The organism is Amycolatopsis sp. A1MSW2902, from assembly GCF_017312175.1.
In the GTDB taxonomy this organism is placed as follows: Bacteria; Actinomycetota; Actinomycetes; order Mycobacteriales; family Pseudonocardiaceae; genus Amycolatopsis; species Amycolatopsis nivea.
Genome location: NZ_QJPO01000001.1, coordinates 2,141,223 through 2,159,676 on the forward strand (window position 1 = coordinate 2,141,223; position 18,454 = coordinate 2,159,676).

Annotated in this window: 16 protein-coding genes; 15 read left to right on the forward strand and 1 reads right to left on the reverse strand. The window is 70.4% G+C overall.

From position 1 onward, the window contains the following. Positions 1-87 precede the first annotated feature (87 nt). The 9 genes from DMP23_RS09800 (at position 88) to DMP23_RS09840 (ending at position 9,780) form a co-directional block, all read left to right on the forward strand. Positions 88-924 (forward strand): helix-turn-helix transcriptional regulator, encoded by an 837-nt coding sequence (locus tag DMP23_RS09800; RefSeq protein WP_037819283.1) that lies wholly within the window; start codon positions 88-90, stop codon positions 922-924. Between the two features lie 128 nt (positions 925-1,052). Then, the gene (locus DMP23_RS09805) at positions 1,053-2,234 is read left to right on the forward strand and encodes an ABC transporter substrate-binding protein (protein ID WP_238605305.1); all 1,182 of its coding nucleotides are present in this window, start codon (positions 1,053-1,055) and stop codon (positions 2,232-2,234) included. Continuing rightward, positions 2,231-3,313 carry a FecCD family ABC transporter permease gene (locus DMP23_RS09810; RefSeq protein ID WP_205673254.1) on the forward strand — a complete coding sequence of 361 codons (1,083 nt, stop codon included), beginning with the start codon at positions 2,231-2,233 and terminating at the stop codon, positions 3,311-3,313. Before DMP23_RS09805 ends, DMP23_RS09810 begins: the two co-directional genes overlap by 4 nt. Beyond that, positions 3,304-4,065: an ABC transporter ATP-binding protein gene (locus tag DMP23_RS09815; protein WP_337820844.1), complete on the forward strand. Its 762-nt coding sequence runs from the start codon at positions 3,304-3,306 to the stop codon at positions 4,063-4,065. The genes DMP23_RS09810 and DMP23_RS09815 overlap by 10 nt, the downstream gene beginning before the upstream one ends. A 303-nt stretch (positions 4,066-4,368) precedes the next feature. Continuing rightward, the gene (locus tag DMP23_RS09820) at positions 4,369-5,349 is read left to right on the forward strand and encodes an ornithine cyclodeaminase (RefSeq protein WP_337820845.1); all 981 of its coding nucleotides are present in this window, start codon (positions 4,369-4,371) and stop codon (positions 5,347-5,349) included. Next, on the forward strand, positions 5,340-6,680 hold the full coding sequence (locus DMP23_RS09825; protein WP_337820846.1) for an alanine racemase: 1,341 nt from the start codon (positions 5,340-5,342) through the stop codon (positions 6,678-6,680). The genes DMP23_RS09820 and DMP23_RS09825 overlap by 10 nt, the downstream gene beginning before the upstream one ends. Next, the gene (locus DMP23_RS09830; protein ID WP_337820847.1) at positions 6,677-7,732 is read left to right on the forward strand and encodes a PLP-dependent cysteine synthase family protein; all 1,056 of its coding nucleotides are present in this window, start codon (positions 6,677-6,679) and stop codon (positions 7,730-7,732) included. Before DMP23_RS09825 ends, DMP23_RS09830 begins: the two co-directional genes overlap by 4 nt. Positions 7,733-7,752: 20 nt before the next feature. Continuing rightward, a complete protein-coding gene (locus DMP23_RS09835) occupies positions 7,753-9,147 on the forward strand; it encodes an MATE family efflux transporter (protein WP_337820848.1) in 1,395 nt (464 codons plus the stop codon). Between the two features lie 75 nt (positions 9,148-9,222). Beyond that, on the forward strand, positions 9,223-9,780 hold the full coding sequence (locus tag DMP23_RS09840) for a GNAT family N-acetyltransferase (RefSeq protein WP_337820849.1): 558 nt from the start codon (positions 9,223-9,225) through the stop codon (positions 9,778-9,780). On the opposite strand, the gene DMP23_RS09845 is transcribed toward DMP23_RS09840, so the two are convergent. Next, positions 9,765-11,351, reverse strand: a complete 1,587-nt coding sequence (locus DMP23_RS09845; protein ID WP_337820850.1) for an AMP-binding protein — start codon at positions 11,349-11,351, stop codon at positions 9,765-9,767. The two genes, DMP23_RS09840 and DMP23_RS09845, sit on opposite strands and share 16 nt — an antisense overlap. 195 nt (positions 11,352-11,546) lie before the next feature. Here DMP23_RS09845 and DMP23_RS09850 point away from each other — a divergent pair, with 195 nt between their 5' ends. The 6 genes from DMP23_RS09850 to DMP23_RS09875 are packed head-to-tail and all read left to right on the forward strand — an operon-like array spanning position 11,547 to position 18,446. Then, on the forward strand, positions 11,547-12,920 hold the full coding sequence (locus DMP23_RS09850) for an acyclic terpene utilization AtuA family protein (RefSeq protein WP_337820851.1): 1,374 nt from the start codon (positions 11,547-11,549) through the stop codon (positions 12,918-12,920). Beyond that, entirely contained in the window at positions 12,917-13,252 is a 336-nt protein-coding gene (locus tag DMP23_RS09855; protein WP_337820852.1) for an AtuA-related protein, read from the forward strand. Before DMP23_RS09850 ends, DMP23_RS09855 begins: the two co-directional genes overlap by 4 nt. Continuing rightward, the gene (locus tag DMP23_RS09860) at positions 13,249-14,097 is read left to right on the forward strand and encodes a phosphate acyltransferase (RefSeq protein ID WP_337820853.1); all 849 of its coding nucleotides are present in this window, start codon (positions 13,249-13,251) and stop codon (positions 14,095-14,097) included. Before DMP23_RS09855 ends, DMP23_RS09860 begins: the two co-directional genes overlap by 4 nt. Further along, positions 14,094-15,692 (forward strand): acyl-CoA carboxylase subunit beta, encoded by a 1,599-nt coding sequence (locus DMP23_RS09865; RefSeq protein WP_134666873.1) that lies wholly within the window; start codon positions 14,094-14,096, stop codon positions 15,690-15,692. The genes DMP23_RS09860 and DMP23_RS09865 overlap by 4 nt, the downstream gene beginning before the upstream one ends. 11 nt (positions 15,693-15,703) lie before the next feature. Then, a complete protein-coding gene (locus DMP23_RS09870; protein ID WP_337820854.1) occupies positions 15,704-17,689 on the forward strand; it encodes an acetyl/propionyl/methylcrotonyl-CoA carboxylase subunit alpha in 1,986 nt (661 codons plus the stop codon). Further along, entirely contained in the window at positions 17,682-18,446 is a 765-nt protein-coding gene (locus DMP23_RS09875; RefSeq protein WP_337820855.1) for an enoyl-CoA hydratase/isomerase family protein, read from the forward strand. The genes DMP23_RS09870 and DMP23_RS09875 overlap by 8 nt, the downstream gene beginning before the upstream one ends. The last annotated feature ends 8 nt before the right edge of the window (positions 18,447-18,454 follow it).

The following is an 18,454-nucleotide window of genomic DNA, read 5'->3' on the forward strand; positions in this document are numbered from 1 at the left end:
CGCGGTCCAGGGTCCGAACCAGGGACAGTGCTGCCTATGCATCCCAGTACCAGGCAAGCGGCCCGGCCCGCACGGCACACTGGTGGCATGGCAAGCGAACTGGGCGACTTCCTGCGCGCCCGCCGGGCGGCGCTCGATCCGCGGCAGGCGGGGTATCCGGACGACGGACGGCGGCGGCGCGTCCCCGGATTGCGGCGCGAGGAGCTGGCTCAGCTCGCACACCTCAGCATCGACTACGTCGTGCGGCTCGAACAGGGCCGCACGAACCGCGTTTCCCGGTCGGTGCTCGACGCGCTGGCCGATGCCCTGCAACTCGCGCCGGACGAACGCGCGTACCTCTTCACGGTCGCCGACGTCGCGCCGGTCTCCCCGCGCCAACCGGCCCGGCCCGAGGTCGCGCCCCGGTTGCGGCAGTTGCTGGACACGATGCGCGACGTTCCGGCCATGGTGCTGCACCGCCGGATGGACGTGCTGGCTTGGAACCGCGGAAGCGCCGCCTTGCTCACTGACTTCGAGAAATTGCCGGTGGCTGAGCGGAATTTGATCCGACTGACCTTTGTGGACGAATCGTTCCGGTCGCTGTACGCCGATTGGCCGCGGGCCGCGCGCGAGTGCGTTTCGGTGCTGCGGATGGAAGCCGGCCGCACGCCGCACGATCCGGCGTTGAGCGCGCTGGTCGGCGAACTGAGCGTGCGGGACCCGGATTTCCGGCGGTGGTGGGCGGATCACCAGGTGCGCGGGCCGCGTGCGCTGTCGAAGGTCTATCGCCATCCGGTCGCCGGGAAGCTCGAACTCGACGTCCAACAGTTCACAGTGGACACTCATCCGGAGCAACTGCTGGTCGCCTATACCGCGGAACCGGGTTCGCCGAGCGAGGAGGCGCTGCGGTTCCTGCTGCAGTGGTCTCCCGAGCAAGCTCGCTGAAACGCAGTTCTTCCGGTCCGCACGGAATCGGGCCTGACACATTCCCGTTTCCGCATGGATGAATCCGGCCGAATCGGGGCGATTCGGTCAGGGCATTGCGCACGGCGGGTCCGCTGTTAAGGTAAGGCATGCCTAACTTCCTGACCTGGCTCCGTCGACGCCCGGAACGGCTCCGGCCGGGCGCAGTCCTGCTGGCGGCGGTCCTGGCGGCCGGGGCGTGTTCGGCGCCGCAAGGCGCGGACGCCGGTGCTGCCAAACAGCCGCTCACCGACGTGCTGGGGCGGCAGGTCGAGGTTCCGGTGCCGGCGAAGCGGATTCTGCTCGACGGGGCGCGGATGCTGTACACGACCGCGTTGCTGGACAAGGAGGATCCGCTGCGGGGGATCGTCGGGTTGCCGAACGACCTGGAGCAGAACGATCCCGATTCCTGGCAGCAGTACCGGAAGGCGTTCCCCGGGCTCGACCGGATCCAGCGCACCGGGCAGGTGTACGACGGGTCGTTCTCGGTCGAGGCGGCGCTCCGGCTCCGGCCGGACGTGTTCGTGATCAGCGCGGCGAACTTCAAGGCGGCGCAGGATTCGGGCGTCGTGGACAAGCTCGACCGGGTCGGCGTTCCGACCGTCGTGGTCGACTACTTCGAGAATCCGCTCGGGAACACGGTCCCGTCGGTGCGGTTGATGGGCAAGCTGACCGGCCGGACCGCCCGGGCGGACGCGTTCGCGGCTTATTACCAGTCGGCCATAGATCGGGTCCGGTCGCGGCTGGACAGTGCGCACCAGCCGCCGACGCCGACGTTCCTGTGGCGTGCGCCGGGGTATTTCGACTGCTGTTCCAGCTTCGCGAAGTCCAATCTCGCCAAGATCGTCACCTTCGCGGGCGGGGCGAATCTGGCCGACGACGTGCTGAAAACGCGGCAGGGGACGGTTTCGCCGGAGACGGTCTTGAGCCGGAACCCGGACGTCGTCATCGCGACCGGTGCGGACTGGGCGCCCGGCACCCCGGCGAAGGCGGGTTCGTTCGTGTCGCTCGGGTATGCCGAGAAGCCGGAGGACGCGAAGGCCCAGTTGCAGTCGATCGTCCGGAAACAGGCGGGATTCCCGCAGCTGAAAGCGGTTCGCGAGCATCGGACGTACGCGGCGTGGCACCACTTCTACGATTCGCCGTACAACTTCCTTGCTGTGGAGTGGTTCGCCAAGTGGCTTCACCCGGACCTGTTCCAGGACGTCGATCCCGACGCGACGATCCGTGAGCTGCACGCGAAATTCCTGCCGGTCCCGTACCAGGGCACGTTCTGGACGGAGCTGCCGTGACGGCTCAGGCTGAACTGGCGAGCCCGGAAGTCCGCGTCGCGGAGGTCGTCGACGCACACCGCGGCCGGGCCCGGCGCAAACGGCTGACCGTGACGGCGTTGGTGCTGCTGACGATTGCCGTGGCCGTGGCGGACATCGCGGTCGGCGGCGAGGCGCTCGGAATCGGGGACACGGTGCGGGCGATCTTCACGCCGTGGGACGCGCCGGCGATGGACACGGAGATCGTCTGGCACCTCCGGATGCCGATGACGGCGACGGCCATTCTCGTCGGCGCGGCGTTGTCGCTGGCCGGGGCGGAGATGCAGACCGTGCTGAACAATCCGCTGGCCGAGCCGTTCACGCTCGGGGTGTCGGCCGCGGCGAGTTTCGGGGCGGCGCTGAGCCTGGTGGCGGGTGTGTCGGCGATCCCGGTTCTCGGCCTGGTCGGCACGGCCGGGATGGCGTGGATTTTCGCGATGCTGACCAGCGCGGTGATCATCGCGTTCAGCGTGGTGCGCGGCCCGCATACGGAAACCATGGTGCTGCTGGGGATCGCGATGGTGTTCCTGTTCACCGCGCTGCTGTCGCTGATGCAGTACGTCGCGTCGGAAGCGCAGCTGCAGCAGGTCGTGTTCTGGACGCTGGGCAGCCTGAGCCGGGCGACCTGGCCGCAGGTCGGGATGCTCGCGGTCGTCGTGCTCGTCGCGGTTCCGCTGGTGCTGCGGGCTTCCTGGAAGCTGACCGCGATGCGGCTCGGCGACGACCGGGCGCGGGCGCTGGGCGTGCGGGTCGAGCGGGTGCGGATCGTGGTGCTGGCGGGGATTTCCCTCGTCGCGGCGACGGCGGTGTCGATCGCGGGCAGCATCGGGTTCGTCGGGCTGGTCGGCCCGCACATCGCGCGGATGCTGGTGGGGGAGGACCAGCGCTATTTCGTCACCGCGTCCCTGTTCGGCGGGGCCTTTCTGCTGTGCGCGTCGTCGCTGGTGGCGAAACTGCTCGTGCCCGGCGTGCTCGTCCCGGTCGGGATCGTCACCTCGATCGTCGGGGTGCCGGTCTTTCTCGGGCTGATCTTGTCCCGCAGGAGGACGCTGTGGACCTGACTCTGCACGTCGAACGGCTCGCGTTCGGCTACGGGCGCACTCCGGTGCTGCGCGAGGTGACGCTGCCCGAGGTGCGGGCGCCGGAGGTGACCGCGATCGTCGGGCCCAACGGTTCGGGGAAGTCGACGTTGCTGCGGTGCGTCGCGGGGTTCCACCGGGTCCGGGGGCACGTCCGGCTGTCCGGGCGCGACGCGGCCGCACGCCCGGACGGCGGCGGAATCCTTTACCTGCCCCAGGATCCGCCGCCGCCGAGTTCGCTGACGGTCTTCGAGGCGGTGCTGGTCGCCCGGAAGCTGGGCGGCGGTGGCAGACGGGACCACGACGACAGGGTGGCGGCGACCCTGCTGAGACTGGGCCTGGACGGGTTCGCCACCCGGCGGCTGTCCGATCTCTCGGGCGGGCAGCGCCAGATGGTCGGACTGGCGCAGGCGATGACGCGCAGACCCGACGTGCTGCTGCTCGACGAGCCGACGAGCAATCTCGACCTGCGCAACCAGCTCCGGGTGCTGCGGATCGTCCGGGAGTTCGCCCGCGACCAGCCCGCGGCGGTGGTCGCCGTGGTGCACGACCTGTCGCTCGCGGCCCGGATCGCGGACCGGATCGTCGTGCTGCACGAGGGAACGGTGCATTCGTCGGGATCGCCCGCCGAGGTGATCACCGCGGACATGCTCGGCGAGGTCTACGAGGTGGAGGGAACCGTCCAGCACGCCGCCAACGGGGTGCTGACGGTCGCGATCGCCGACAGCCTCTGAACACTTTTCTTGTGCCGCAACGGTTTTGCCGGGCGAGGCAACGGTGTGAGGTGCTTCACGGCGTGCGTGGGCGCGAACGCCGGGGCGGGCCGTTTTCCCAGGCCGGGACTGGGCCCGCGGTGTCGGGGGATACTTCGACAGCGGAGAAAGTTAGGTGAGCCTTGCCTAAGTATGACGGGTCGGTTACCGTCGCTGCGACGCGGTCGGCGCAGCCGCCCGCGGACCGCCGGGAATGCGCTTCCCGGCCGGAGACCCGATTTCCACGCGCACGGTTCCCCGTTTCGATGGTGAGGGATTTTTCAGATGACGCAGCCCGATTTCCACGTGTTCACCCGCAGCGATCTGGCCGACGTGGCGCTGGGCCCGGAGGACGTGATTTCCGCGGTACGGCAAGGATATCTCGCGCTGGCGGCCGGGGATTCCCGCTGTCCGACGAAGCTCATGATGCCGCTGCCGGACCAGGCGCGGGACGCGGTCGCCTATTCGATGCTCGGATTCGACGCGAATTCCCAGCAGGTCGGATTCAAGACGTCGTACCGGCAGGGAAACGACAACCGGGACAAGTACTACACGGTGATCAGCCTGTACGACGACACGACCGGAATGCCGTTCGCGCTGATGGACTGCGACCGCGTCGGAGCGTCCCGGACCCCGGCGACCACGGCGCTGATCGCGCAGGAATGCGCCAAACCGGACGCGCGGTCGGCGTTGCTGATCGGCACCGGGGTGCAGGGCCAGCTCACCCTGCCGTATCTGCAGACCGCGCTGCCCGGCCTGGAACGGCTGATGCTCTTCGGTACCGCGCCGGAGGGGATCCAGGCTTGCGTGGCCGCGTTCCACCGGTATTTCCCGGACCGGGAGGTCGAAATCGTCGACGACGTGCCGGAAGCCGTCGCCGAGGCGGACATCGCGGTCGCGGCGTCCGGGCGGGCCGCGCATCCGAAGGTGAAGACGAGCTGGCTGAAACCGGGCGGGCTGCTGATTTCGGTGTCCAGCAAGGGAGTCGACTCCTCGTCGCTGCGGGACGCCGACTACGCGCTCGCGACGAGCGAGGGCCAGCTCGGCGTGACCGGTTCTCGTTTCGATGACGGAGAAGGGAAGGCGACCATCGACGCGGAATTCCCGGACGTCCTTGCCGGGCGCAAACCTGGACGGCGTCATCCGTCGGACCGCGTGTTCGCCTTCAGCAGCGGAATGGTGATCACCGACATCCCGGTCGCGCACGCGCTGGCGACCCGTGCGATCGAGGCCGGCCGAGGGACGCGGGTGCGGCTGTGGAGCTGACGACGTCGACGATCTCCCTGCCGGCCCGCCAGGCGGACTGGGCCCGGCAGGCGCAAGAGGATCCGGTGCTGCTGGGCGAAATCACCCGCGCGGTGGGCGGTCCGTTCCACGTGCTGCACCCGCCGCGGTTCGCGGACAACCTCGCCGCGTTCACCGACGCGCTCGTCGCCGCGGGAGTGTCCGGGCAGGTGTATTTCGGCAAGAAGGCGAACCGTTCGGCCTGCTGGGCACCGGAGTGCGCGAACGCCGGGGCGGGCGTCGACGTGGCCAGCGTGCCCGAGCTGGTGGCTGCGCTGGCCGGCGGCGTGCGCGGCGAGGACGTCATGGTCACCGGGGCGGCGAAGAGCGGCGATCTCGTCTGGCTGGCGGCCCGGCACCGGAGCTTGGTGGCGGTCGACGCGCTCGACGAACTAGACCGGGTGCTCGCGATCGGCCGTTCCGCCGAGCCGGTCCGGATCCTGCTGCGGCTGGTGCCGGACACCGCGCCGGGAAGCCGGTTCGGGCTCACCCCGGACGAGGTGACCGCGGCGCTGCACCGGTGCGCGGACGCGGGTTCCGCGGTGCGGATGGAGGGTTTTTCCTTCCATCTCGGGGGATACGAGGTCGCGCCGCGCGCGCGGATGGCCGCGGCGGCGCTCGCGCAATGCCTGCGGGCGCGGGAGTTCGGGCTGCCCGCGGCGGCGGTCTCGATCGGCGGCGGGTTCGCGGCGAGCTATCTCGAACCGGCGGACTGGACGCGGTTCACCGAGGAGTACCGGCCGTCCTGGTTCCACAATGGACAGACGTTCACCCACTTCTATCCCTACCACCAGTCGCCGACCGGCGCGGACATGCTGACCGAGGTGCTGGCGAGCCCGGCGTCCGGCGGGGCGACGATCGCCGCCGAATTCGCCCGGACCGGCACGGAGCTGCTGCTGGAACCGGGGCGGGCGCTGCTGGACCAGGCCGGGTTCACCGTCTTCCCGGTGCAGGGCTTCAAGGAACGCGGCGGCTACGGGATCGTGACCGTGGCCGGGCTCAGCATGAGCGTCTCCGAACAGTGGAAGGGCAGCGAGTTCCTGCCCGACCCGGTGCTGTGGCCCGCCGACGGGCCCGGCGAACCGGTCGCGGCCTGCGTGGGCGGTTCGAGCTGTCTCGAGTACGACATGCTCAGCTGGCGGAAGATCCCGTTCCCCCGGCCGCCGGCGCACGGCGACCTGCTCGTGTACCCGAACACCGCCGGATACCAGATGGACAAGAACGAAACCCGTTTCCACGGCCTTCCGCTGCCCGCGCGGGTCGTGCTGGACCTGCCCGGCGCGGGCTGGCGGATCGAGAGGGAGGACCGGTGAACGAGTTCATCCCGCGCCGCGGCCGCGGCATCGTCTCGCACGTGTCGGAGCTGATCGGGCGCACGCCGTTGTTCGAACTGTGCACGACAGGTACGGGCGTTCGCCTGCTGCTCAAGCTCGAACAGTTCAATCCGACCGGCTCGGCGAAGGTGCGCATGGCCGAGCAGATGATCGCCGACGCGGAACGCGAGGGCAGGCTGCGGCCGGGCGGCCGGATCGTCGAACCGACCTCGGGCAACACCGGGCTGGGGCTGGCGCTCGCCGCGCTCGAACGGGGATACCGGTTCACCGCGGTGGTTGATCACCATGCCAGCAAAGACAAATTGCGCGCCATGAAGGCACTCGGCGCGGAACTCGTCTACGTGGCCGACGACGGCAGCGGCACGCTCCGCTCGGTCGAACGCCGCCGGGTCGCCGCCGAGCTGGTCGCGGCGGACCGCGAGGCATACTGGCCCGACCAGCACAACCATCCCGGAAACGGCGGCGGCTACCGGGAACTGGCGAAGGAACTGCTCGCCGACGCCGGGCAGATTGACTGGCTGATCGGCGCGATCGGCACCGGCGGATCCCTCTGCGGCACGGCCCGGGAGCTGCGCCGGCTGCGTTGCCCGGCGCGGACGATCGCCGTGGAACCGGACGGTTCGATCATCTTCGGCGCCCCGCCGGGCCCGTACCGGCAGACCGGAAGCGGCAGCCCGGCGGGGTTCCCGGTCGGGAAGAACGTGTGCCCGGAGCTGATCGACGAGGGCGTGCAAGCGTCCGATGTGGACGCGTTCGCGACCGCACGCGCGCTGGCCCGGCACACCGGCCTGATGGTCGGCGGATCCGCGGGCGGCGCGATTCACGTTGCGCTGGAACGGATCGACGCGCTGCCGCCGGGCAGCACCGCCGTGGTGCTGGTGTGTGACGCGGGCGAGAAATACCTGGACAGCGTCTACGACGACGAATGGCTGCGCGGGCACGGGCTGCTCGCGCCGGACATCGAAGACCGAGTCCTGCAACGGCTGACGCGACATACTGAGGTCGGCCACGCACTGCAGTGGGTGTCGTGAACACGAGGAAGGACCGCGCAATGCCCCCGACCCGCTGGCTGGCCGGGTACCGCCCGCTGCTCGCCGTGTCCGTGCCGATCGCCGGGATCCAGCTCGCGCAGGTCGCGCTGACCACGACCGACCTGGCGATGCTCGGCGGGATGAGCGTGCGCGCGATCGCGGCGGGCGGACTGGCGATCACCCTGTACAACCAGGTCCGCACAATGTGCGTGGGCACCGTCACCGCGGTCGGCAACCTCGTCGCCGCAGCGGCGGGCCGCGGCGAAACCCGTGCTGGCACTGATCAGCTGGACGAGCAGGCGCGCACCGAGGTCCGCGACACCGTGCGCGCGTCCTTCCTCGTGGCGACGGCGGTCGGCCTGCTGGCCGCGCTGGTCCTGATCGGACTGGGCTACGCCTTGACCTGGTTCGGCCAGGACGCCGACGTGCTCGCACTGGCCCGCCCGACGATGCTCGCGCTCGCTCCCGGCCTGATCCCGATGCTGTGGCTCAACGTGCTGCGCCAATTCGCTGTCGGCATGCGCCGGCCGGGATCCCTGCTGTGGGTCACCATCGGCTCGGTGGGCGTCAACATCCTGCTGGACGGCGGATTCGGCTACGGCTGGTTCGGGTTCCCGGAACTCGGCGCCCCCGGCGTCGGGCTGGCCACCACGATCGTGCAGTTCCTGAACTGCTTCGCGTTCCTGCTGATCCTGCGCCGCGACGACCATCTCGCGCCGCTGCTGTCGGCGGGCTTCAGCCGCCGGGAGCTGCCGGCGGCGCGGGAAATCCTCCGCCTAGGGATCCCGATCAGTCTCACCTACGGTTCCGAAGCCGGCATCACCTCCGTCGCGACGGTGCTCATGGGCAGCTTCGGCCCGGCGACGCTGGCCGCGCAAAGCGTGGTGAACCAGCTCGCCTACATCGTGTACCAGCTGAACATCGGCCTGTCCCAAGGCTCGTCGATCCTGATCAGCCGGGCGGTGAGCCGCCACGACCGTCCCGAGGTCACCCGGATCGCGCGACAGGCGCTCACTCTGTCGGTGACCGCGATGACGGCGGCGGGCCTGGTGTATCTCGTCGCGCCGGGCTGGGTGCTCGGCCTGTTCCTGGAGAAGCACCCGCCGCCGGAAGTGCTGTCGCTCGCGCACACGCTGCTGTTCTTCGGGATCGCGCAGCAGTACCTGAAGGGAGCGCAGAACGTCTGCGTCGGCCTGCTGCGGGGCTTGGGCAACACGAAAAGCGGCTTCCGCGCGACCCTGCTCGGCTATTGGGTGATCGGCATTCCCGTCATGGTGCTGTGCGGCTTCGGCCTAGGCTGGCACGGACCCGGGATCTGGCTCGGACTGTGCTTCGGCTTCGGCGCGACCGCGGTGCTGCTGCTGCGGAAGTTCACTCAGGAGCTCGCCAGTACGCCGAAACTAGCCTCGGTGTGATCTGCGACGACACCAGCTTCGCCGGACGCCGGAAATAGATTGTGATTTCGCGGCACAATCCGGTAAGAACCGGGAATGCTCACCGGAAAATCGGTCGCACTCCGCGCCCGGCACGAGGCTGACGTCTCGATCCTGCAGGCCGAACTCTACGACGACGTCGCGGTCCGCTCGCGGGCCGATTCCCGCCCGTGGCGGCCGATTCCGCCGGGTTCCGCGAAGTCTCCGTATGCGGTATCCGATCCCGTCGACGACGCTGCGTGCTTCTCAGTGGTACGGCTCGCGGACAACACGCTGGCGGGAGAAGCGTTGCTGTGGGGCATCGATCTCCACAACCGGACCGCGCACGTAGGTGTCGCTCTCCGTCCGGATTATCGGGGCCAGGGCCTCGGTGCCGACGTGGTACAGATCCTGTGCCACTACGGCTTCACCGTCCGCGGTCTGCAGCGGCTCCAAGCCGAAACACTGGCAGACAACGTCGCCATGATCCGGTCCGCGTCCGCCGCGGGCTTCGTGCCGGAGGGCACCTTGCGCCGCGCCGCGTGGGTCGGCGGGGAATTCGCCGACCAAGTCGTGCTCGGGCTGCTCGCTGAGGAGTGGCGTTCCGAACAGGGGCTCCTTCACCGCTCCCCGTAGTGGTTCGCGTGCTGTTCCCGGACCACGTTCTTCTGGATCTTCCCCGTCGAAGTGCGCGGCAGTTCATCGGCGACGATCACCGCCTTCGGCACCTTGTACCCGTCCAGCCGGTCCTTGAGCGCGGTGCGCAGGGTTTCCGCGTCGATCCGGCAGCCGGGTTTCGGGACGACGACCGCGGTGATCGCCTCTGTCCAGCGTTCGTGCGGCAGTCCTACGACGACGACCTCCGCGACGTTCGGCTCGGCGTCGTAGACCGCGCGTTCCACCTCCAGCGACGCGACATTCTCGCCGCCGGTCTTGATGACGTCCTTCGCCCGGTCGGTGAACCACAGCACGCCGTCGGGGCCGAACCGGCCGACGTCGCCGGAGTGGAACCAGCCGTGCCGGAACGCGGTTTCCGTCGCGTCCGGGTCGCGCAGGTATCCCTCCATTGTGGACGGTCCGCGGTAGACGATCTCGCCGGTTTCCCCTCGGGGCAGCAGCTCGCCCTGCTCGTCCATGATCGCGACGTGGACGCCGGTGAGCGGGGTGCCTACGGCGCCGACGTGGGTGAGCTGGTGCTCGGGCCGGAACAGGGTGGTGACCGGCGACATCTCGGTCTGCCCGAACAGCAGCGCGAATTCGCAGCCGTAGCCGTCGAGGCAGGCCTTGATCTGGGCTTCGGGCATCGGAGCCATCGCGTAGGTGGCGCGGCGCAGCGAAGACAGGTCCCGCGCGCCGAACGACGGGTGATCCAGCGCCGCCCGGTACATCATCGGCAGGCCGAACACCTGGGTGATCCCTTCGCCTTCGATCGTTTCGAGGAAGCGTTCGGGCTCGAAACCGCGATGGATGCGCACCGTCGCGCCGACGAGGATCGCGGGCGTGCAGAACGCGTTGAGCTGCGCGGTGTGGAACATCGGCATCATCGCCAGGAACCGGTCGGACGCGCTCCAGCCGTTGTCCAGGGCGGCTGACATGGACTCCAGGTAGATGCCCAGATGCGTGCCGACGACGCCCTTGGGGAACGACGTGGTGCCGGACGTGTAGAGATAGCTCAGCGGATCGCGGTCGGCCACCAGGGCTTCTCCCGGGGCGGCCGGTCCGGCGGCGACCTCCTCCAGCGTGGTCCAGGAGCGATCCTCCGGTGCCGGGGACCACTGCGCATCGGTACCGGGCGCGACGAAGACGTCGGACACCTGGGTGCATTCGGCGAGCGACTCGGCCATCGTCGCGACCAGTTGGGTTTCCACGACCAGGCCGCGGGCTCGGGAGTGGGTCAGCACGTAGCCGACTTCCTTCGTCCGCCAGCCCAGGTTGATCGGCACGCAGACGACGCCCAGCCGGGCGCAGGCGTAGTAGGCCGCGAGGAATTCCGCGCTGTTGCCGGACGCGAGAGCGAGGACGTCGCCGCGTTCGTAGCCCTTCGCCGACAAGCCGCCGGCCAGGCGGTCGACCCAGCCGTCCAGTTCGGCGTAGGTCCAGGCACGCGGGCCGTCGACCAGCGCCGGGCGGTCCGGGCGGGCGGCGGCGCTCCGGCGGAGGGAATCCGCGACGTTGACGCGCTGGATCAGGTTGGCGGCGAGCTCCATTGCTCCTCCACGGATCGCGGGAATCCCGACCGGGGCGGTCCTCCGGGATCTTCAGGTGAGTTCCCATTCACTAATGCGGCACTGTAACGCGTGCCCGGGCCGGATGCCAGCGCGGCGATCACGGCGCGGGGCTCGTCTTGACAGGCGCGAGCGGGATGCCCATAGTGAATAGCAATTCACTAGCGAGGAGGGGTCATGACCGGCAGAACCGTCGCGATCGGCAACGGCCAGGGCTTCTGGGGCGATTCGGTGCGCGGGCCGCTGCAGCTGGTGCGCGGCGGCGGCATCGGCTATCTGACGATGGACTTCCTGGCCGAGGTCACGATGAGCATCATGCAGAAGCTGCGGGCGCGGAACCCCGAGGCCGGGTACGCGACGGACTTCGTCGCGCAGCTCGAGCGGATCCTTCCGGACTGCGCGGAGCACGGCATCAAGATCGTCGCGAACGCGGGCGGGGTGAACCCGGCGGCGTGCGCGGCGGCGGTCGAGGAGGTCGCGCGGCGGCTCGGCGTCCCGGTCCGGGTCGCGACGGTCGGCGGCGACGACATCCTCGCCAGGCTGCCCGCGCTGATCGAGGACGGGCATGCGCTGGCGAACCTCACGACCGGCACTCCGCTGGCCGGCGAGCTGGCGCGCGTGCAGAGCGCGAACGTCTACCTGGGCGCGTTCCCGATCGCCGAAGCGCTGGCCGACGGCGCGGACATCGTCGTCACCGGGCGCGTGACCGACCCGTCGCTCGTGCTCGCCCCGCTCATCCACGAGTTCGGCTGGACCGCGAGCGACTACGACCGGCTCGCGGCCGGCACCGTCGCCGGGCACCTGCTCGAATGCGGCACGCAGAGCACCGGCGGCAACTACGACCGCTGGGAATCCGTGCCCGACCTGGCCGGCATCGGCTACCCGATCGCGGAGGTCAGCGAGTCCGGCGAGTTCGTCCTGACCAAGAAACCGGGCACCGGGGGACTGGTCGACGTCGGCACCGTCACCGCGCAGCTGCTGTACGAACTCGGCGACCCCGCCCGGTATCTCACGCCGGACGTCGTCGCGGACTTCACCTCGATCCAGCTGACCCAGGACGGCCCGGACCGCGTCCGCGTGCACGGCGTGCGCGGCAGTGCGCCCACCGACACCTACAAGGTTTCCGTCAGCACGCTCGACGGCTGGCGCACCACCGCGCAGCTGACCGTCGGCGGCCCGGACGCGGCGGCGAAAGCGCGCTTCACCGCTGATCTTCTGCTGGCGCGGCTCGCCGAGGACGGCGTGCGGTTTCCCGCAGAAGACTGCCGGGTGGAGGTCGTCGGCACCAACGTGCTGTACGAGGGAATGCTGCCGGAGCCGGCCGCGCCGCCGTCGGAAGTCGTGCTGCGGGTGTCGGTCCGGTCGCAGGACAAGGCGGCGGTCGACCGGCTCGGCGCGGAACTGGCCTCGTTGCTGACGTCTGGCCCGCCCGGGCTGACTGGTTTCGCCGGCGGGCGGCCCAAGGCCAGCGCGATCGTCGGGTTCTGGCCCGCGTTGCTCGAGAAATCCGCGGTGCGCCCGGCAGTGCGAGTCAGCGAGGTGGCGGCATGACCAGGACGACGCAGTTGCGCGAGTTCGCCTCGGCGCGCTCCGGAGACAAAGGCACGGACGCGAACATCGGCGTCTGGACCGAAACTGACGCGGCGTATGAGTTCCTTCGGGAGAACCTGACCGCCGAACGCGTCGCCGCGCATTTCCGCGCGCTGTGCCGCGGCGAGGTCGTACGCTACGAACTGCCGAACCTGCGGGCACTGAACTTCATCCTCCACGACGCGCTCGACGGCGGCGGAGCGGCTTCGCTGCGCACGGACGCGCAAGGCAAAACTCTCTCGCTCGGCCTGCTGCAAATGGAATTCGACGCTCCTGCGGACCTCGCGCGATGACTGTCCGAATCGGACTCGCCGACGCGAGCGACGAACGGGTGATCGAAGCGGCGGCCCGGCTGGTGGAACAGGGCGGCATCACGCCGGTGCTGATCGGCGCCGCGCCCGGCACCGCGCCCGCAGGCGTCGAGGAGCTGACCCCGCCGCCTGGTGAGTCCACAGTGGACTACCTGGCCCGGGTGCTGGAACCGGCCGGGCTCGCCGCGGGCATCAGCGGCAGCCTCACCACCAGCGCGGCGGTGCTGCGGGCGGGCATCCGGCAGCTGCGGACGGCGGACCTCGTGTGCGGCTGCTTCGCGATCCACCACCACGGCACGTGGGCCACCTACGCCGATTGCGTGGTCGTGCCCGACCCGGACGCGGCGCAGCTGGCGCGGATCGCCGCCGCGGCGGCCGATCACCACCAGGCATTGTTCGGGACCGAGCCGCGGGTGGCGCTGCTTTCGTTCTCCACCGGCGGCAGCGCGGTCCACCCGCGCGCGGACAAGGTCCGGGAGGCGACCCGGCTGCTGCGCGCGACGCGGCCGGACCTGGTCGCCGACGGGGAAATCCAGTTCGACGTCGCGGTGGACGCGGGCGTGGCGGCGCGCAAGGCGCCCGGCTCGGTGCTGGCGGGCGGGGCCAATGTGCTGGTCTTCCCGTCGCTGGAAGCGGGAAACATCGCGTACAAGGTCGCCGAACGGGTCGGCGGCGCCCGGGCGCTCGGATCGTTCGTCCTCGGCCTGAGACGGCCCTGGGCGGACCTCTCGCGCGGCTGCAGTGCCGGCGACATCGCCGAAACCGCCGCGCTGCTCGCCGGAGCGGCGGCGCGGACCCGGTGCGGGAAAGGAATCCAGGCCGGATGAAGACACTCACGAGTACGTTCGACTTCTCCTCGGCGACCGCGGCCGCCAACCGCGAGGGCAACCTCGAACGGCTGGCCGAACTGCGCCGCCAGCTCGGCCGCGCGGTCGACGGCGGCGGCGAGAAATACGTGGCACGGCACCGGAAACGCGGCCGGCTCCTGGTGCGGGAACGGATCGAGCTGCTGCTCGACCGGGACGCGCCGTTCCTGGAGTTGGGCGGCGTCGCGGCCTGGGGCACCGAGTACCCGGTCGGCGCGAGCGTCGTCACGGGCATCGGCGTGGTCAGCGGGGTCGAATGCATGATCGTCGGGCACGACCCGACCGTGCGCGGCGGCGCGTCGAACCCCTACACCTGGAAGAAAGTGCTGCGGGCCATGCAGATCGCCCGCGAGAACCGGCTCCCGGTGATCAACCTGGTCGAGTCCGGCGGCGGCGACCTGGAACGCCAGGCCGAGCTGTTCGTCCCGGCCGGGCGGCTGTTCCACGAGCTGACCGCACTGTCGGCGGCCGGGATCCCGACCATCGCGCTGGTCTTCGGCAACTCGACCGCGGGCGGCGCGTACGTGCCGGGCATGTGCGACTACGCGGTGATGGTGCAGAACCAGGCGAAGGTGTTCCTCGGCGGCCCGCCGCTGGTGAAGATGGCCACCGGCGAGGACGCCGACGACGAAAGCCTCGGCGGCGCGGACATGCACGCCCGCACGTCCGGGCTGGCCGACTACCTCGCCCGCGACGAGCACGAATGCCTGTCGCTCGGCCGGGAGATCGTGGAGCACCTGAACTGGCGCAAGCTCGGCCCCGGCCCGACCGAACCGGCCGACGAACCGCTGTACCCGGCCGAAGACCTGCTGTCGATCGCGTCGGTCGACCTGAAGGTCCCGTTCGACCCGCGCGAGGTGGTCGCGCGGATCGTGGACGGCTCCCGGTTCGAGGAGTACAAACCGCTCTACGGCACGGCTCTGGTCACCGGCTGGGCCTCGATCCACGGCTTCCCGGTCGGCGTCCTGGCGAACGCGCGCGGCGTGCTGTTCAACGAGGAGGCCAAGAAGGGCAGCGAGTTCATCCTGCTGTGCAACCAGACCGACACCCCGCTGGTCTTCCTGCAGAACACCACCGGGTTCATGGTCGGCACGCAGTACGAGCAGAACGGCATGATCAAGGACGGCTCGAAGATGATCAACGCCGTCACCAACAGCCGGGTGCCGCACCTGACGGTCAACCTGGCCGCCTCCTACGGCGCGGGCAACTACGGCATGTCCGGCCGCTCCTACGATCCGCGGCTGCTGTTCACCTGGCCGAACTCGAAGACCGCGATCATGGGGCCGGAGCAGCTGGCCGGGGTGATGTCGATCGTCGCCCGGCAAGCCGCCGCGGCGGCCGGGCGGCCGTTCGACGAGGAGGCCGACGCGCGCCGCCGCGCCGAACTGGCGGAGCGGATCGAGGCCGAATCGCTCGCGCTGTACATGAGCGGCCAGTGCTACGACGACGGCGTGATCGACCCCCGCGACACGCGGGACACGCTCGGCATCGCCCTGTCGATGTGCCACAACAACGAGATCGAGGGGACCCGCGGGTTCGGGGTCTTCCGGATGTAGGCGAGGGACACATGATCACCAAGGTGCTGGTCGCCAACCGCGGCGAGATCGCCCGCCGGGTCTTCCGGACGTGCCGCGAACTCGGCATCGCCACGGTCGCGGTCTATGCCGATCCGGACGCCGACGCGCCGTTCGTGCACGAGGCCGACGAAGCGGTCCCGCTCGGAGGGGCGACGCCGGCCGAGTCATACCTGCGGGCCGACCGGGTGCTGGCCGCGGCGGAACGCGTCGGCGCGGACGCGATCCATCCCGGCTACGGTTTCCTTTCGGAGAACGCGGGATTCGCGCGAGCGTGCGAGGCCGCGGGCGTCACGTTCGTCGGTCCTCCCGCCGAAGCGATCGCCGCGATGGGCAGCAAGCTGACCGCGCGGGAGATGATGGAACGCGCCGGCGTGCCGGTGCTGCCCGGGCGCGACCTGACCGGCGTCGCCGACGACAAGGTGCTCGGCATCGCCGCCGACATCGGCTGGCCGGTGCTGGTCAAGGCGTCGTTCGGCGGCGGCGGGCGCGGCATGCGGGTGGTGCGCGAACCGGGCGAGCTGCTCGAGGCGATTGCGTCGGCCCGCCGCGAGGCCGGAGCGGCGTTCGGCGACGACACGGTGTTCCTCGAGCACTACGTGGACAATCCGCGGCACATCGAGATCCAGATCTTCGGCGACCGGCACGGCACCGTGGTGCACCTGAACGAACGGGAGTGCTCGATCCAGCGGCGGCACCAGAAGATCGTCGAGGAAGCCCCGTCGCCGGTGGTGGACGAGCAGCTGCGGGCCCGGATGGGCGCGGCCGCGGTGGACGCCGGGCGCGCGCTCGGCTACGTCGGGGCGGGCACGGTGGAGTTCATCGTCGCGCCGGACGGCGGGTTCTTCTTCCTGGAGGTCAACACGCGGCTGCAGGTGGAGCACCCGGTCACCGAGCTGGTCACCGGCCTCGACCTGGTGCGGCTCCAGCTGGAGGTCGCCGCCGGGGCGCCGCTGCCGCCGGAGGCGCACGAGCCGCGGATCCGCGGGCACGCGATCGAAGCCCGGCTCTACGCCGAGGACCCGGCGCGCGATTTCCTGCCCGCGGCCGGTCTGCTGGAGCGCTTCGAGATCCCGGAAGCCGAGGGGCTGCGGGTCGACGGCGGCGTCGAGTCGGGTTCGGTGGTGTCCACCAACTACGACCCGATGCTGGCGAAGGTCGTCGGCTACGGGCGGACGCGGGAAGAAGCGACCGCGCGGCTCGTCCGGGCGCTCCGGCGGGCCCGGGTGCACGGCGTCACCACCAACCGGGCGCTGCTGGTCGGCATCCTCGAACACCCGGAGTTCGCCGCCGCGCGGATCGACACGCATTTCCTCGACCGGCGCCGGCCGTCGACGCTGATCGAGGTCGACGAAGCCGAGGTGGTGCGCGCCGCGGCGCTCGCGACCGCGCTGGCCGAGCAAGCGCACGAACGGGCCTCGGCACGGGTGCTGCCGCACGTGACGTCGGGTTTCCGGTCCTCGCCCGCGCAGCTGCAGACGCGGTCGTACCGGCATCTGGACCGCGAACTGGCCGTCGGCTACCGGCTCGGCCGCGACGTCCGGTTCGAAGTGGACGGCGAGCCGCACGAGGTCGTCATCCACGCCTGCACGCCGCAGCACGCGGACCTCGTCGTGGACGGCGTGCGCCGGGCGTTCTCGATCGACCGGGCCGGCGCGACCGTCTACGCGGGCTGGCCGGGCGGGACGGTCGAACTGGCGGTGCTGCCGCGGTTCCCGGACGCCGCCGACCATCTGCTGGAGGGTTCGCTGGTCGCGCCGATGCCGGGCACAGTGACCCGGGTGGCGGTCGCGCCCGGCGAGCAGGTGCGGGCCGGGCAGCAGCTGATCGTGCTGGAGGCGATGAAGATGGAGCACGCCGTCACCGCGCCCGCCGACGCCGTCGTGGGCAGCGTCCCGGTCGCTGAAGGGTCCACTGTGGACACCGGAACGGTACTGATCGTGCTCGAGGAAACCGGTGCGGGAGGCGAAAATGGCTGACGAGGTCCGATACGCGGTGGAAGACGGCGCCGCGTGGATCACCATCAACCGGCCGGAGGCGCGCAACGCGCTCAACGCGGCGGTCCGGCGCGGCCTGAAAGCGCGCTTCGAGGAGGCGGACGCCGATCCGGCGGTCTCGGTGATCGTGCTGACCGGGGCCGGGGACCGGGCTTTCTGCGCGGGCGGCGATCTGAAGGAGATGGCGAGTACACAGCTCACCGTGCCGCCGCCGGACTTCGTGCCCCAGCCTGGCCGCACGTTGAAGCTCGCCAAACCGGTCGTCGCCGCGGTGAACGGCGGTGCGTACGGCGGCGGCTTCCTGCTCGCACAGTCCGCGGACCTGGTCATCGCGGCGGAAGAGGCGAAGTTCGCGGTGTCGGAAGCGAAAGTCGGCCGCGGCTCGCCGTGGGCCGCGCCGCTGCCGTGGCTGGTCCCGCCGCGCGTCGCGATGGAGATCCTGGTGACCGGCGAGCCGATCAGCGCCCGGCGCGCTTACGAGATCGGGCTGGTGAACCGCGTGGTGCCGGGCGCGGAACTGCTTGACGCGACACGGGAACTGGTCGCCCGCATCGCCGCCAACGCACCGCTTTCGGTCCGGGCGGCGAAGGAAATGGTGTACGCGGTCGCCGAGCACGGCCGGTCGGATGCCTTCGAGGTGGCCGAGCGGATCTGGGAACCGGTTTATCTGAGCGAGGACGCGCAGGAGGGTCCGCGCGCGTTCGCCGAGAAGCGGGCGCCGCAGTGGCGGGCGCGATGATCGACGGA